Annotated in this window: 9 protein-coding genes; 6 read left to right on the top strand and 3 right to left on the bottom strand. The window is 75.0% G+C overall.

Annotation, left to right across the window (positions count from 1 at the left end; translation table 11 throughout):
• The first annotated feature begins 9 nt into the window (after window positions 1–9).
• Complete coding sequence (locus tag G8D98_RS05670) at window positions 10–1,173, top strand: alanine racemase (protein ID WP_166100180.1); 1,164 nt, start codon at window positions 10–12, stop codon at window positions 1,171–1,173.
• Entirely contained in the window at window positions 1,170–2,474 is a 1,305-nt protein-coding gene (locus G8D98_RS05665) for a D-arabinono-1,4-lactone oxidase (RefSeq protein WP_166100177.1), read from the top strand. Before G8D98_RS05670 ends, G8D98_RS05665 begins: the two co-directional genes overlap by 4 nt.
• 23 nt (window positions 2,475–2,497) lie before the next feature.
• Here the strand turns inward: G8D98_RS05665 and rarD are convergent, their stop codons facing one another.
• From rarD to G8D98_RS05650, 3 genes are read right to left on the bottom strand one after another with little or no spacing between them, the layout of a single operon-like run.
• Window positions 2,498–3,433 (bottom strand): EamA family transporter RarD, encoded by a 936-nt coding sequence (gene rarD / locus G8D98_RS05660; protein WP_166100174.1) that lies wholly within the window; start codon window positions 3,431–3,433, stop codon window positions 2,498–2,500.
• Entirely contained in the window at window positions 3,430–4,497 is a 1,068-nt protein-coding gene (locus G8D98_RS05655; protein ID WP_187566835.1) for a 2-oxoacid:ferredoxin oxidoreductase subunit beta, read from the bottom strand. Before G8D98_RS05655 ends, rarD begins: the two co-directional genes overlap by 4 nt.
• A 17-nt stretch (window positions 4,498–4,514) precedes the next feature.
• Complete coding sequence (locus G8D98_RS05650; protein ID WP_166100170.1) at window positions 4,515–6,380, bottom strand: 2-oxoacid:acceptor oxidoreductase subunit alpha; 1,866 nt, start codon at window positions 6,378–6,380, stop codon at window positions 4,515–4,517.
• A gap of 182 nt (window positions 6,381–6,562) precedes the next feature.
• Between G8D98_RS05650 and G8D98_RS05645 the strand changes: the two genes are divergently transcribed.
• The 4 genes from G8D98_RS05645 (at window position 6,563) to G8D98_RS05630 (ending at window position 16,094) form a co-directional block, all read left to right on the top strand.
• Window positions 6,563–6,928, top strand: coding sequence for an NADH-quinone oxidoreductase subunit A (locus tag G8D98_RS05645; RefSeq protein ID WP_166100168.1), 366 nt, complete (start codon window positions 6,563–6,565; stop codon window positions 6,926–6,928).
• Window positions 6,925–7,530, top strand: coding sequence for an NADH-quinone oxidoreductase subunit B (locus tag G8D98_RS05640; RefSeq protein WP_166100165.1), 606 nt, complete (start codon window positions 6,925–6,927; stop codon window positions 7,528–7,530). Before G8D98_RS05645 ends, G8D98_RS05640 begins: the two co-directional genes overlap by 4 nt.
• A 143-nt stretch (window positions 7,531–7,673) precedes the next feature.
• Entirely contained in the window at window positions 7,674–9,740 is a 2,067-nt protein-coding gene (locus tag G8D98_RS05635; RefSeq protein WP_166100163.1) for a PhoX family protein, read from the top strand.
• Between the two features lie 141 nt (window positions 9,741–9,881).
• Entirely contained in the window at window positions 9,882–16,094 is a 6,213-nt protein-coding gene (locus G8D98_RS05630) for an Ig-like domain-containing protein (RefSeq protein WP_166100161.1), read from the top strand.
• The last annotated feature ends 17 nt before the right edge of the window (window positions 16,095–16,111 follow it).

The raw sequence follows: 16,111 nt of genomic DNA, 5'->3' as shown, positions 1-16,111 counted from the left end.
GTCGGCGTCGTGAGCTCGAGGCCGGAGGACGTGACCGCGCGGTGGGACGCCGCGACCGCGGGGCTGCCCGTGCCGCTCGTCGTCCTCGACCTGGACGCCTACGAGGCCAACGCCGCCGACCTCGTGCGTCGCGCGGGCGGTCGCCCCGTGCGGGTGGCCTCGAAGTCGCTGCGCTGCCGCTGGGTGCTCGAGGACGTCCTGGCCCGCCCGGGCTTCGCCGGGGTCATGGCCTACGCGGCGGCGGAGGCGGTGTGGCTGGCGCGCGAGGGCGTCCGCGACGTGTTCCTCGCCTACCCCTCGGTCGACCTCGACGCGCTGCGCGCGGTGGCCGCCGACGACGACCTGCGCCGCGAGGTGACCGTGACGGTCGACTCCGTCGAGCACGTGCGCTGGCTGCGGGACACGCTCGGTGCGGGCCTGCACGGGGTGGGGGTGGCGGTCGACGTCGACTGCTCGGTCCGGGTGGGGCGCCTGCACCTCGGGGTGCGGCGCTCGCCCACCCGGACGCCGGCGCAGGCGCTCGCGGTGGCGCGTGCCGCCCTCGGGGTCGGGCTCGAGGTGCGCGGGCTGATGTTCTACGACGCCCAGGTCGCAGGCCTCCCGGACTCGCCGGCCGTGCGGGTGCTCAAGCGCCGCTCGGTCGCCGAGCTGCTCGAGCGGCGCGCCGCCGTCGTCGCCGCCGTCAGCGCGGAGGCCGACCTGCGGTTCGTCAACGGCGGGGGGACGGGGAGCCTGCACCGGTTCGTCGACGACGCGGCGGTCACCGAGCTCGCCGCCGGCTCGGGCCTGTACGCCCCGACGCTCTTCGACGGCTACGACGACTTCACGCCGCGTCCGGCGATGGCCTACGCCGTCCCCGTCGTCCGGCGCCCGGCCCGCGGCATCGTCACGACGTTCGCAGGGGGGTACGTCGCGAGCGGCCAGCCCGGGTGGTCCCGGGTACCGCGCCCCGTCCGGCCCGGCTGGTCCCTGGTGCGCAGCGAGGCCGCGGGCGAGGTGCAGACGCCGGTCAGCGGGGACGTCGACGGGCTGGCCCTCGGCGACCGCGTCTGGCTGCGCGGCGCCAAGGCCGGCGAGCTGCTCGAGCGTTTCGACCGGCTCCATCTCGTCCGGGGCGAGGAGCTGGTCGCCTCGGTGCCCACCTACCGCGGAGAGGGACGGAACTTCGGATGAGCGCGACCTGGCGCAACTGGGGCGGCAACGTCAGCGCCCGCCCCGGACTGGTCACCGAGGTCTCGAGCATCGAGGGCGTGCGCGGCGCCGTCCGGACGGCGCGCGAGCGCGGTGTCCCGCTGCGGGTCGCCGGCAGCGGGCACTCCTTCACCCCGCTCGTCGCCACCGACGGCGTGCTCCTGCGGGTGGACGGCCTGCGTGGCGTGCTCGACGTCGACCGCGAACGCGCCCGGGTGCGCGTCGCGGCGGGCACCCCGCTGCACGAGCTGAACCCGGCGCTGCAGGCCCTCGGGCTCGCCCTGCCCAACCTCGGAGACATCGACCGCCAGACGCTCAGCGGTGCCGTCGCCACCGGGACGCACGGAACCGGGGTGCGGCTGCAGGGCATCGCCGCGGCGGTCTGCGGGCTGACCCTCGTCCTCGCCGACGGCTCCCTGTTGCGCTGCTCGGCCGAGGAGGAGCCGGAGGTCTTCCAGGCGGCCCGCGTCGGGCTCGGGGCCCTCGGGGTGGTCGTCGAGCTCGAGCTGCAGTGCGTGCCCGCCTTCCGGCTGCACGCCCGCGAGTCGGGGGAGTCCTTCGCCGGCGTGCTCGCGAGCATCCACGACCTCGCCGACTCCCACGACCACGTCGACATGCACTGGTTCCCACACACCGACCGGGTCCTCGTCAAGCGCAACGACCGGGTGGGCCCGGGCGAAGGGCCGGGGCCCCTGCCGGCGTGGCGGCGCCGGCTCGACGACGACCTGCTCGCCAACCGGGTCTACGAAGGGGTCAACCGGCTGCTCTCCCGGGTCCCGGCCGCCACCGCGCGGGCCAACCAGCTGAGCGCCCGCGCGCTCGGGGCCCGCGAGTTCGCCGACGACTCCTGGCGGGTGTTCTGCTCCTCACGCGAGGTGCGCTTCGTCGAGTCGGAGTACGCCGTGCCCCGCCGGGCCGTCGTGCCGGTCCTCACCGAGCTGCGCGCGTGGTTCGAGCGCAGCCGCGAGCCGGTGCCGTTCCCCGTCGAGGTCCGGTTCGTCGGGGCCGACGACGTCTGGCTCTCGACCGCCTACGAGCGGGACAACGCCTACGTCGCCGTCCACCAGTACCACCGGATGGACCCCAGCCGTCTGTTCGCCGCCTTCGAGGCGATCGTCGCCGAGCACGCCGGCCGGCCGCACTGGGGCAAGGTGCACACGCTCGGCGCCGAGCGGCTGGGCGAGCTCTACCCCCGCTTCGCCGACGTCCTCGCCGTGCGCGACCGGGTCGACCCCGACCGGCGCTTCACCAACGACCACGTGCGCCACCTCCTCGGCGACTGACCCGGGGCGCGCGTCCTGGCGGGTCAGGGTAGGGCGGGGGAGGCCCGGCGGGCGGCCCGGGCAGCCCGGGCGGCGGTGAGCGAGTCGACCGAGAGCAGGACCAGGGCGACCCACACGATGCCGAAGCCCACCCACAGCCGGCCCGAGACGTGCTCGCCGAGGAGGAGGACCCCGACGAGCAGCTGGAGGACCGGCGTGACGAACTGGATGAGCCCGATCGTCACGAGCGGGACCCGTCGAGCGGCGGCGGCGAAGAGGAGCAGGGGGCCCGCGGTGACGACGCCGGAGAGCACGAGCAGCACCGTGTGCACGGGCCCCTCGGCGGTGAACGTCGTCGCGCCGTGGGCTCCGAGGACGAGCAGGACCCCCACGGCGACCGGCGCGAGCGCGGTGGTCTCCGCGGTGAGCGAGCGCAACGCCGTCAGGGAGGCCCCCAGCCGCTTCTTCGTCAGCCCGTAGAGCCCGAACGAGAAGGCGAGCACCAGCGGGATCCACGGCACCACGCCGCCGGCCACCGCGAGCCACACCGAGGCCACCGCGCCGACGGCCACGGCCGCCCACTGCAGCGGGCGCAGCCGCTCCCGCAGCACGAGGACCCCGAGGGCCACCGTGACGATCGGGTTGAGGAAGTACCCGAGGGCGGCCTCGTAGGTCCGCCCGGTGAGGACGGCCAGCACGTACGTCGTCCAGTTGCCGGCGATGAGGAGCCCGGCCACACCGATGCCGGCGGCCAGCCGAGGCCGGGCCACGACCTCCCGCATCCAGGCCAGGTCCCGGCGCGCGAGCAGGATGAGCAGGCACAGGGCCAGCGTCCACAGGATGCGGTGCCCGAGGATCTCGAACGCGCCGGCCGGGGCGAGCGCGGCGAAGTACAGGGGGAACAGGCCCCAGATGCCGTAGGCGAGGAACCCGTAGCCGGTCCCGACGCGCCGGGCCTCCTCGCCCGGCCCGTCGCTCACCCCACGGTCCAGGTGTCGCGCCCGCGCAGCAGCTCGCCGAGGTCGGCGTCGGTGGCCGGCCCCCCTGCCGCGTCGACCGCGCCCTCGACCTGGGCCCGCACGAGGTCGTCGTAGGTCGGCCGGGAGACCTGGCGGAAGACCCCCATCGGCACGTGGGTCATCTCCGGGGAGTCCAGCCGGGAGAGGGCGAACGCGGCGGACGGGTCCGGCGCGGCGGCGTCGTGGACGACGACCTCACGCGCGCCGACCTCGGCCTCCGGCACGAACTCGCCGTGCCCGCCGGCGACCCGCACGAGGACCCGGCGGTCGTCCTCCGGGCCCACGGTGACCGGCTCGCCGGAGCGCAGCCGGACGATCCGCGCCGCCTGCTGCGTGCGGTCCTTGAGGACCTCGAAGGCGCCGTCGTTGAAGATCGGGCAGTTCTGGTAGATCTCGACGAGCGCGGCCCCGCGGTGCTCGGCCGCCGCCCGCAGCACCTCCTTGAGCTCGGCGCGGTCGGACTCCATGGCCCGCGCGACGAAGGTCGCCTCGGCGCCGAGGGCGAGCGAGACCGGGTTGAAGGGCGCGTCGACCGAGCCGAGCGGGCTGGACTTGGTGACCGAGCCGGTGCGGGAGGTGGGCGAGTACTGGCCCTTGGTCAGCCCGTAGATCTGGTTGTTGAACAGCAGGATGGTCAGGTTGACGTTGCGGCGCAGGGCGTGGATGAGGTGGTTGCCGCCGATGGAGAGGGCGTCGCCGTCGCCGGTGACGACCCAGACGGACAGGTCGGGGCGGGAGGTGGCCAGGCCGGTGGCGATCGCCGGGGCACGGCCGTGGATGGAGTGCATCCCGTAGGTGTCCAGGTAGTACGGGAAGCGCGAGGAGCAGCCGATGCCGGAGACGAAGACGATGTTCTCGCGGCGCAGCCCGAGCTCGGGCAGGAAGGACTGCACGGCGGCGAGGATGACGTAGTCGCCGCAGCCGGGGCACCAGCGCACCTCCTGGTCGGAGGTGAAGTCCCGCTTGCTCTGTCCGGGTGCGTCGTCGGGCAGGTGGGGGACGTGCTGCAGACCGGTGACGGGCATGCCCAGGTCGGTGAGGGTCACGAGACCTCCTCGAGGATGGTGGAGACGACGTCGGCGAGCTCGACCGTCGTGAACGGCAGCCCCCGGACCGCCGTGTGCGAGCGGACGTCGACGAGGTAGGTGCCGCGCAGCAGCAGGGCGAGCTGGCCGGTGTTCATCTCCGGCACGAGCACCCGCTCGTAGCGGCGCAGGACGTCGTCGAGGTTGGCGGGGAAGGGGTTGAGGTGGCGCAGGTGCGCCCGGGCGACGGCGTGCCCGGCGTTGCGCAGCACCCGGGTGGCGGCGGCGACCGGACCGTAGGTCGACCCCCACCCGAGGACGAGGACCTTCGCGTCACCGCTCGGGTCGTCGACCTCGAGGTCGGGGACGGCGATGCCGTCGACCTTGGCCTGGCGCAGCCGGACCATCGTGTCGTGGTTGTCCGGGTCGTAGCTGATGTCACCGGTGACGTCGGCCTTCTCGATCCCCCCGATCCGGTGCTCGAGCCCGGGCGTGCCCGGAACGGCCCACGGGCGCGCGAGCGTCTCGGGGTCGCGCAGGTAGGGCCGGAAGACCGGCTCGCCGGCGTCGTCGACGGCGTTGGGAGCGCTCGCGAGCTCGACGGCCAGGTCGGGCAGCTCGTCGACCTCGGGGACGGCCCACGGCTCGGAGCCGTTGGCGAGGTAGCCGTCGGAGAGCAGGACCACCGGGGTGCGGTAGGTCGTCGCGATGCGGACCGCGTCGAGGGCGGCGTCGAAGCAGTCGGCCGGGGTCTGCGCGGCGAGGACCGGCACGGGTGACTCCCCGTTGCGGCCGTACATGACCTGGAGCAGGTCGGCCTGCTCGGTCTTGGTCGGCAGCCCCGTCGAGGGCCCGCCGCGCTGGATGTCGACGACGACGAGCGGCAGCTCGAGCGACACGGCGAGCCCGATCGTCTCCGACTTCAGGGCGATCCCCGGGCCCGAGGTCGAGGTGACGCCGATCGCGCCGCCGTACGAGGCGCCGAGGGCGATGCCGACGCCGGCGATCTCGTCCTCGGCCTGGATGGTCGTCACACCGTGCCGCTTCATCCCGGAGAGGGCGTGCAGCACGTCGGAGGCCGGCGTGATCGGGTAGGAGCCGAGGACGAGCGGGCGGCCGGCACGGTGCGCGGCCGCGGCCAGGCCGAGGGCGAGGGCGGTGTTCCCGGTGACGTTCCGGTAGCGCCCGGGAGCCATCGGGGCGGCCTGGACGACGAACGAGGAGGCGAAGTCCTCGGTGGTCTCGCCGTAGTTCCAGCCGGCGCGCAGCGCCGCGAGGTTGGCCTCGAGGATCTCCGGCCGGCCGCCGAACTTCTTGGCGAGGAAGTCCTCGGTGCCGGTCGTCGGGCGGGTGTACATCCACGAGAGAAGGCCGAGGGCGAACATGTTCTTCGCCCGCTCCTTCTCCTTGCGCGTCAGGCCCTCGAACGGCGCGAGCGCCTCGACCGTGATCGAGGTCAGGGCGACGGCGTGCACGTGCCACGACTCGAGGCTGCCGTCCTCGAGCGGGCTGGTCTCGTACCCCACCTTGGCGAGGTTGCGCGTGGTGAACTCGTCGGTGTTCGCGACGATCGTCGCGCCGCGGGGCAGGTCGGCGAGGTTGGCCTTGAGCGCCGCCGGGTTCATCGCGACGAGGACGTCGGGGGCGTCGCCGGGGGTGAGGACGTCGTGGTCGGCGAAGTGCAGCTGGAAGCTGGAGACGCCGGGCAGCGTGCCCTGGGGGGCGCGGATCTCGGCCGGGAAGTTCGGCAGCGTGGACAGGTCGTTGCCGAGCGCTGCCGTCTCGGAGGTGAACCGGTCGCCCGTCAGCTGCATCCCGTCGCCGGAGTCGCCGGCGAACCGGATGACGACGCGGTCGAGGGTCTGGACGGTCTTGCTGGTCACGGTGGTCCCTGGGGTGTCGGGAGTGTGGTCGGGCGCCCCGGCGGGCCGGAAGGCGCACCGTCGTCCATCGTACGTCCCGGGTGAGGCTGCCCTCACCGCCGTCCACGTCCGGGCCCCGGTGGGCCGGCCGGCCGGGATCGGGAGGTCCTCCGCTCCTCGGTACGGGGCTAGGCTCGCTCGGCATGGAGGGCTACCTCGTCGTCGCGGCGGTCGTGCTCGCCGGCGTGCTCCTCGTGACCGCGGCGATGGCCGTCCGCCGGCTGCTCGCCCCGCGCGCGGCCACCGAGGCCGGCCTGCGGACCTACGAGTCCGGTGTCGACCCGGTCGGTGCCGGCTGGGCGCAGTCGCAGGTGCGCTACCTCTCCTTCGCCTTCCTCTACGTCGTCTTCGCCGTCGACGCCGTCTACCTCTTCCCGTGGGCGCTCGTGCTGCGGGACGCCCACCTGGGGGCGGCCTCGCTCGTCGAGGTCGGGATCTTCGTCGGCGTCCTGCTCCTCGGCCTCGTGCACGCGGGTCGGCGCGGCCTCCTGCGCTGGGAGACCGGATGAGCGTGGACCTGCCGACGCCGCGGGTCGGGCCGGTCGCCGAGCACGCCCCCAAGCCCGTCCGGGTCGTCCTCAACTGGGGCCGTCGCTACTCGCTGTGGGTGTTCAACTTCGGGCTGGCGTGCTGTGCCATCGAGTTCATCGCCGCCTCGATGGGTCGGCACGACTTCATCCGTCTCGGCGTCATCCCGTTCGCGCCCGGGCCCCGGCAGGCCGACCTCATGGTCGTCTCCGGGACGGTGACCGACAAGATGGCGCCCTCGATCCGGCGCCTCTACGACCAGATGCCCGAGCCGAAGTACGTCATCTCCTTCGGGGCGTGCAGCAACTCCGGTGGCCCCTACTGGGACAGCTACTCGGTGACCAAGGGCGTCGACCAGGTCGTGCCCGTCGACGTCTACGTCCCCGGCTGCCCCCCGCGGCCCGAGGCGCTGCTCCAGGGCATCATCCGGCTGCAGGAGCAGATCGCCGGTGAACGCGTCGGCGGCTCGGCCATCGCCGCCCGCCGGGCGGGCCGGTTCGCGGGCCACCGCACGGCGAGCGCCGGCGACGTGACGCGCTCGCTCCTCGCGCGGCCCGCGGCCGGGGGACCGCGGCCGTCCTGACCCCGCGCTGACCACCCGGTTCCCCAACGGTCACCCAGGGTTCTCGCAGTGGACCCCCGGGCCGTCCCGGCCCGCGCCTAGCGTCGTCCCGCGGGCTCCAGGCCGGGGTCTGCGCCGACCCTTCGCCACCCTCTGGAGCCACCATGACGACCATGCCCGAGCGCCGAGCGGCCCTCCCGCTCCTCTCCCATGCCCGCGGGAAACGCAGCGCGGTGACCTGCGAGCTCAAGTGCGGGAACGCCTGCGCCGACGACGCGCCGAACACCAGCGAGAACGAGTACTTCCGCGACCTCGCCAGCCGGGCGTTCACCCGTCGGAGGATGCTCGGCGGGGTGGGCGGCGGAGCGCTCGCGGTCGCCCTGAGCCCCGCCTCGCCCGCGGCGGCCCACCGACGGCCGGGCCACGGGCACGGCCCGGCCCGGGGTCTCTCCTTCCAGCCGATCGCGCCCGTGGCCGCGGACGTCGACGCCCTCACCGTGCCGCGCGGATGGACCTGGAGACCCGTCATCCGCTGGGGCGACCCGCTCAGCACCCGGGCCCCGGAGTTCGACCCGGAGCACCAGAGCGAGCGCGCGCAGATGCAGCAGTTCGGCTACAACTGCGACTACCTCGACATCATCGAGACGCCCGGCACGCACGGCCGGCGGGCCCTGGCGGTCGTCAACCACGAGTACACGAACGAGAACATCATGTTCCCGCCGAGCGAGGACGCGGACACTCTCGAGGAGTACAAGCGGATCGCCATGGCGGCGCACGGGCTGAGCGTCGTCGAGCTGCGCCGCTCCGGCCCCGGCCGGCCGTGGTCGTACGTGCGCGGCAGCCGCTACAACCGGCGGATCCACCTCAAGACGCGCTTCGCCGTCGACGGTCCGGCCGCGGGGCACCCGCTGCTGCGCACCCGGGAGGACCACCTCGGGCGGACCATCCTCGGGACCCAGAACAACTGCTCCGGGGGGACGACCCCGTGGGGCACCGTCCTGTCCGGGGAGGAGAACTTCAACCAGTACTTCGTCGCCGACGACACCCCGGAGAACCGGCGCTACGGCATCCCGAGCACCGAGGGGGGCCGGGCGTGGTGGACCGTCGAGCCCCGCTTCGACGCCCGCCGGCCAGGCTACGAGAACGAGGTCAACCGCTTCGGGTGGGTGGTCGAGGTCGACCCCGAGGACCCGGACTCGACCCCCGTCAAGCACACCGCGATGGGCCGCTTCAAGCACGAGAGCGCGAACATCCGGCTCGCCCGGGACGGGCGGGCGGTCGCCTACTCCGGCGACGACGAGCGCTTCGACTACCTGTACAAGTTCGTCTCCACCCGGCGGATGGTGCGTGGGAGCAGCCGCTGGGCGAAGGCCCAGAACAAGCGGCTGCTCTCCTCCGGGGACCTCTACGTCGCCCGGTTCAGCGGCGACAGCCCTCCGGCGGAGATCGACGGCACCGGCGCGCTGCCCTCGGACGGGCGGTTCGACGGCACCGGCGAGTGGGTCCCCCTCGTCGAGGACGGCTGCTCGCGGGTGCCGGGTATGAGCGTCGCGGAGGTGCTCGTCTTCACCCGGCTCGCGGCCGACCGGGTCGGGGCGACGAAGATGGACCGGCCCGAGGACGTCCAGCCCAACCCCGTCACCGGCAGGGTCTACGCGGCCCTGACGAACAACACCAACCGCGGCGTCGCCGGCTACCCGGGTGTCGACGAGGCCAACCCGCGGGTGACCAACCGCGAGGGCCACGTCCTCGAGCTGACGGAGTACCACAACGACGCGGGCGCCACCCGTTTCGCGTGGACCCTGCTGCTCGTCTGTGGCGACCCGTCGAGCGCGGGGACGTACTTCGGGGGCTACGAGGGGCCGGTCTCGCCGATCTCGTGCCCGGACAACGTCGCGTTCGACTCCACCGGCGCGCTGTGGATCGCCACGGACGGCCAGCCCGGCACCCTCGGACTCGACGACGCCCTGCACCGGGTGACGCTGACCGGTCGGGAGCGGGGCAAGGTCGAGCAGTTCCTCGCGGTGCCGCGGGAGGCCGAGACGTGTGGGCCCGTGGTCCACGACCGGGACGGGTCCGGGTCGGTCTTCGTCGCGGTGCAGCATCCCGGCGAGGACGGGTCCTGGGCGGACCAGCACTCCTTCTTCCCCGACTACGCCGCGCCGGGCACCCTCTCGCGGGGGCGCTGGGGCGGGCCGCGGCCGAGCGTGGTGCAGGTCTACCGGCGCTGAGCGCGTCCGAGGGGGCCGGCCGGAGGTCCTGGTCGGCCCCCTCGGCTTGTCACAACCGGCACACCCGACCCACGGGTATGGCTCACAATGAGTCCGGGTGCGGCGGCCGGGCCGCGCTCGCCGAGGTCGGACGAGGACGAGATGAGCGAGCCGCGCGGGACGGCACGGCGTGACGGTGCGTCACGCCGTCTGCGGGCCCGCCCGCGCACGGGGGTCGTCGCCGGCGTCGTGGTCGCGCTGGCCCTCGGCGGCTACGGGTGGGCCGCGACCCGCAGCCCCGGGTTTCCGAGCAACCAGCTCGAGCCGAACGACGGCACCGTCTGGGTGACCAACGACCGGGTCGGCCTCTTCGGGCGGCTCAACGCCCCGGCGGCCCGGCTGGACGCCGCGCTCGCCCCCGGTGAGGACGCGGCCCAGACCTACCAGCTCGACGTCGTCCAGTCCGGCTCCGCGGTGCTCGCCCGCGACCGGGTCACGGGCCGGGTGACGGCGGTCGACGTCCGCGAGGGCACGCTCGCCCCGGACCGGAGTGTCACGGTGCCCGCGACGGCCCCCCTCGCGGTGGGCGGTGCCACCTCGGCCGTCGTCGACCCCGAGACGGGCGAGGTGCGCGCCGCCCGCTCCTCGACGGCCGGCGAGGCGGGGGTCGACGGGCTCTCCTCGCGCGACGACGCGCTCGCGAGCGTGCCCGTCGCTCCCGACGTCACCGGCGAGGCGCGTGCCGCGGACGTCGCCGTCGCCGAGGACGGCACGGTCTACGCTGCGGGCTCCGGAGGCGGGCTGGTCACGCTCACCCCGGCCGCCGACGGCGGGTTCACGGCGAGCACCGCCGACCTCGGCGGCGCCCTCCAGGACGTGCACGTCCTGCTCACCGCGGCAGGGCCGGTGGTGCTCGACACCGTCACCGGCGTCCTCGCGTGGCCGGGAGGGGAGCGCACGGCGGTCACCGGCGCGAGCATCCTCGACGGCGTGCCGCAGGGCGGGGTCGCGGGTGACAGCGTCCTCGTCGCCACCCCGCGCGCCCTGGTGTCGGTCGACCTGGCCGGCGGGGTGGCCCGCACGCTCGCGGACGGCGGCACCGGCCCGGCGGCCGAGCCGGTCGTCCTCGACTCGTGCACCTACGCGGTGTGGTCGGGCAGCCCGGGCCGGGCGGTGCGGGTCTGCGGAGGCGGTGGGGCCGAGCAGGTCCCCCTGGAGAACGCGGCGGCGCTGCTCTCACCCCACCTGCGGCTGAACCACCGGTCCGTCGTGCTCAACGACGCGGCGACCGGGGCGGTGTGGTCGCTGGAGTCGGGCCGGCGGCTCGACGACTGGACCGCCGTCGCGCCGCCGAGCACCCGCAGCCGCCCGACGGACACCGACGCGTCGACGACGCTGGACCGCAGCTCCAAGCCGCCCCGGGCCCGCGACGACCGGGTCGGCGCCCGCCCGGGCCGCACGAGCGTCCTCCACGTGCTCGACAACGACAGCAACCCCTCCGGCAGCGTGCTCTCGGTCACCGAGGTCTCCGACCTGCCCGCGGCGACCGGCACCGTGGACATCTCCCCGGACGGGCAGACCGTCCAGGTGACCCTCGAGGCGACGGCGGCGAGCGCCGGCTTCGACTACGTCGTCGACGACGGGCGCGGCAACAGCTCCTCGGCGCACGTCACCGTCACCGTCCGGGGGCCCACCGAGAACGGCCCGCCGGTGCTGCGCCCGGGCTACCGGGCGGAGGTGACCTCGGTCGCCAACCGGGGGACCCTGAACGTCCCCGTCGCCGGCGACTGGCGCGACCCGGACTCCGACCCGGTGGCGGTCACGGCGGCCCACGACGGGCGCACGTCGGTCGCGGTGACCTCCGACGGTCGGCTGCGCTACACCGCACCCGGGGCGGCCGGCCCGCGGACGGTCGAGTACACGGTCTCCGACGGCACCGCCGAGACCACGGGTCGGCTCTCGGTCGACGTGCTCGCGGCGGACTCGGTGTCCACGAGCGCGGCGACCCCCCTGCCGGACATCGGCCGGGGCGAGGTCGGCAAGCCCGTGGTCCTGCGGCCGCTCGAGAACGACGTCCCCGGCACCGACCCGACCTCGCCGGCCGCCCGTCTCCAGCTCGCCGGCGACGTCACCGCCCCGGACGGCGCGACCGTCGAGACGAGCATCGACGCAGGGACGGTGTCGGTGACCGCCGGTGCTCCGGGCACCTACCTGCTCGCGTACGCCGTGCGCTACGGGAACGCACCGTTCGCCCGAGGGACGATCCGGGTGGACGTGCGGGCGGCCGCCGAGCGGTCCGGCAGCATCACCGCGATGCTCGACCAGGCGGTGGTCCACGGCCAGACGGCGACCGTCGTCGACGTGCTCGCCAACGACGTCGACCCCGCCGGTGGCCTGCTCGTCGTCCAGGGCACCGAGACCGAGTCCTCCGACAGCGTCGACGTGGCGGTGCTCCGGGGACGCTGGGTGCGGATCGTCGCGACCCGGCCCGAGCTGCGGCCCAACCCCGTCCTCGTGCGGTACACCGTCACCAACGGCTCCGGGCAGAGCGCGACCGGGGACATCTCGGTGCTCCAGCTGCCGGAGCCGGCCGACGACACGCCGGTGACGAGCGACGACACCGCGACGGTCCGCTCCGGCGACCACGTCTCCGTGCCGGTGCTCGACAACGACCTCGACCCCAGCGGGTCCACGCTGCGGCTCTCCCCCCGGGTCGAGGGCGCGCCCCGCGGCGGGACGCTGCCGGTGTCGGGCCCCGACGGGGCGACCGGCACCGACGAGGTCGGGGCCGCCTACGTCGCCGGGTCGCTCGTGCGCTACCAGGCGCCCCGGGTGAGCTCCCAGCAGACGGTGACGGTCACGTACGTCGTCGAGAACGCCGCGGGTCGCCGGGCCACGGGAACCGCGCGGGTCACCGTCACCCCACCGCCGACGCAGGAGCGACCCGACCGGGCACCCACCCCGCCGGCCCTCGAGGGCCGCGTCGTCGCGGGCGACACCATCACCGTCACCGTCGCCGGGTCCGGGGCGGACCCGGACGGTGACTCGACGACCCTCGTCGGGCTGGCCTCGGCGCCCCGCTTCGGGCGGGTCCTCGCGACGACGCCCTCGTCGATCACCTACCAGGCCTACCCGACGAGCGGGGGCACCGACGACTTCACCTACCTCCTCGGCGACCGGTACGGCAAGGTCGGGGAGGGCACGGCCCGCATCGCCGTCACCCCACCCGGCGACCCCCAGCCGGTGGTCGCGGTCGACGACGAGGTGACCGTGGAGCCGGGCAGCACGGTGGCGGTCGACGTCCTCGCCAACGACATCCAGCCGATCGGTGAGCGGGCGAGCATCCGGCCGCTCGCCGCGCTCAACCCGGAGCTGGACGGGCGGGCGGTGCTCGACGCCGACAGCGGCGCGCTCGTCGTCACCGCGCCCTCCGCTGGCGAGACGCTCGCCGTGCGCTACGCCATCGTCGGGGCCAGCGGGGAGGAGTCGGTCGGGACGGTACGGGTCCGCGCCCGCGAGGGGGTCAACCTCCCCCCGAGCCCCCGCAACGCCCTCGCCCAGCCCGCCGTCGGGGCGACGTCGGTCGAGGTGGACCTGCTCGCCGGCGCCGTCGACCCCGACGACCCGGGCGGTGCGCTGCGCGTGACCAGGGTGTTCAACGCATCCTCGGCACGGCTCGCCGGCGGCGTCGCGACCCTGCCGGTGACGAGCGACCCGCAGGTGCTCACCTTCGAGGTCGTCGACGCCGGTGGGGCGGCGGCGCTCGGGGTGGCCTACGTGCCGGCGGGCGGCTCGGGGGCGCCGAGCGTCCGGCCCGACGCCCTCGTGCGGGTCGAGCGGGACGGCTCGACGGTGGTCGACCTCGACGACATCGTCCTGGACCCCGCCGGGCGGGACGTCACGCTGACGACGAGCGACCGGCTCGCGGCCTCCCCGCCGGGCCAGCTGCGGGTCGAGGCCGAGGGGCCCTCGCAGCTGCGGGTCACCGCGCTCGCCGGGTACGTCGGGCCGGCCGCGGTGTCCTTCGAGGTGACGACGGCCGCGACCCGGGAGGCCGCCGGACGACGGGCCTTCCTGTCGGTGCCGGTCCAGGTGGGGCCGGAGACCCCGGTGCTGCGCTGCCCGCCGACCGCGGTCGACGTCGTCGTCGGTGGCCAGTCGCGCCCGCTGAGCGTACCCGAGCTGTGCCACGTCTGGACCGCCGACCCCGACACCGTCGCCGACCTGCGCTTCGCCGGCAGCCTGGAGTCGCCGGTGGCCGGGCTGTCGGTGCGCACCGAGGACGACGCGACGCTCGTCGTCACCGCCTCGTCGGCGGCCGTGCCCGGCTCGACCGCCCGCCTCGTCGTGACCGTAGAGGGCACCGAGGCGGTGCCCGCCGTCCTCACCGTCCGGGTCGCGGCCGCCGAGCCGCCGTCGATGGCGCCGGTGTCGGTCGAGGGGGTGCGGGCCGGGACGACGACGACGGTGAGCCTCGAGGGCTACCTGCGCTCCCAGCTCGGCACGCCGGAGTACTCGGTCGTCGGGGTCGAGCGCGTGTCCGGCTCGGCCGCCGAGGTCCGACGGGAGGGACCGACGACCCTGTCGGTGACGCCGTCGGTGCAGGCCACCGGGCGCATCGTCTTCGAGGTGACGATCACCGACGTCGAGTCGACGACGCGACGCGACCGCCAGGCCACGGGCACGCTGACCGTCGACGTCCTCGGGGTGCCGGGGGCGCCCGGGACCCCGGCACAGACCGGACCCACGCTCAGCGGGTCGGCGCTGCTCTCCTGGCGTCCGCCGCCGGGCACCGGCCTGCCCGTCGAGGGCTACGAGGTTGCCTGGGAGGGCGGCACCCAGCGCTGTGACGCCTCGCCGTGTCTCGTGACGGGGCTGCGCAACGCCGTCGAGTACCGGTTCACCGTCCGCGCGCGCAACGTCGTCGGCTTCGGCCCGGCGAGCGCACCCTCCGCTCCCGTCGTCCCCGACGAGGTCCCGGGCAGCCCGCTCGCCCCGCGGGTGGTCGAGCCGGCCGACGGCACCGTGACCGTGGCCTGGAACGCCGCGCCCTCCGGCGGCTCGCCCGTCGACCGCTACCTCGTGACCTGGCCGGGTGGCCGGGCGGAGACGGGGTCGACGTCGGTGCGCGCTGCCGGGCTGGACAACACGGTGACCACCCCGTTCACGGTCACGGCGCACAACGAGGCCGGGTGGGGGCCGCCGGTCACTGTCGAGGGCCAGTCCGCCGGGACACCGGCCACTCCCGCGGCACCGACCCTCGAGACGGCAGAGGTCGCGGGGGGCGCCCGCCAGGCGGTCCTCGTGCGTTGGGTGGCCGTGGGCGCCAACGGTCCCGGTGACCCGACCTACCGGGTGACCCGCACCGGCCCGGACGGGAGCGTCACGGTGTGCCGGACGACCGGCACCCGCTGCGAGGCGGCGTCGGTGGAGAACGACGGCTCGACCTACCAGTACCGGGTGACCGCCGCGAACGAGTACTACTCCTCGGCGCCGAGCGAGCCCGTGTCCCGCCGCGCCGTGGGCACGCCGGGAGCGTTCACCGGGGTCTCGGCGACCGCCTCCGGCACGGACCGCGAGGTCGACCTGAGGTTCACCGCGCCGCCCGCGCACGACGACACGCTCACCGTCACCTGCCGGGTCGCCGACACCACCTGCGGCACGTGGAGCGGAGCGGACCTGGACGACGTCGAGGCGGAGGTCCTCGTCCCCGCCAACGGCGCGGCGTACACGCTCACCCTCACCGCGACCAACTCCGCCGGCCTCTCGTCCTCGACGCAGGTGAGCACCGACGTCGTCTACGGCCCGCTCGGTCCGGTCCAGGTCCACGTCGACGCGGTCGTGGGGCCGTACGTCACGGTGACGGTGACGGCCCGGCCCAACGGACGCAGCGCCGACGTCGAGCTGGTGGTCAGCGGAGGCATCGGCGGACCGGAGACGGAGAGCGCCTCGACGGGTCCGGGCGTATGGAGCCACACCTACCCGGTCAAGGTCGGCTACGCCCGCACCCTGGAGATCTCGGCAACCGTGGACGACAGCAGCCGGCACGTCGAGACGGGTCCGGTAGCAGCGACGACCGGGGAGGCGGTGCTCACCCCCGACGACGACCCGGCGAGAGACGGTCTCCAGCTGCGGCTGACCGGCTCCAACCTCCCGCCGAGCGCCACGATGCGCTGCGTCGTCACCCCCACCGGTGGCGGCGAGCCGACGACGGTGACCTTCGGCACCGGGTCCGACGGCACGATCGGCGACGGGGGCTCGGTGACCGTCCCGACGACGGTCCTGCTCCCGGTCGCGGGCGTGACGTACGACCTCGAGTGTGACGACGGCCAGGCCCCTGCGACACCTGTGCAACGATCGTGGACCGCCCCGTGACCCGCGCGCGACCGACC

Source organism: Phycicoccus endophyticus, assembly GCF_011326735.1.
Lineage (GTDB): Bacteria > Actinomycetota > Actinomycetes > Actinomycetales > Dermatophilaceae > Phycicoccus > Phycicoccus endophyticus.
The sequence above is the reverse complement of the archived record's forward strand: the minus strand, read 5'-3'. Positions and strand labels throughout refer to the sequence as shown.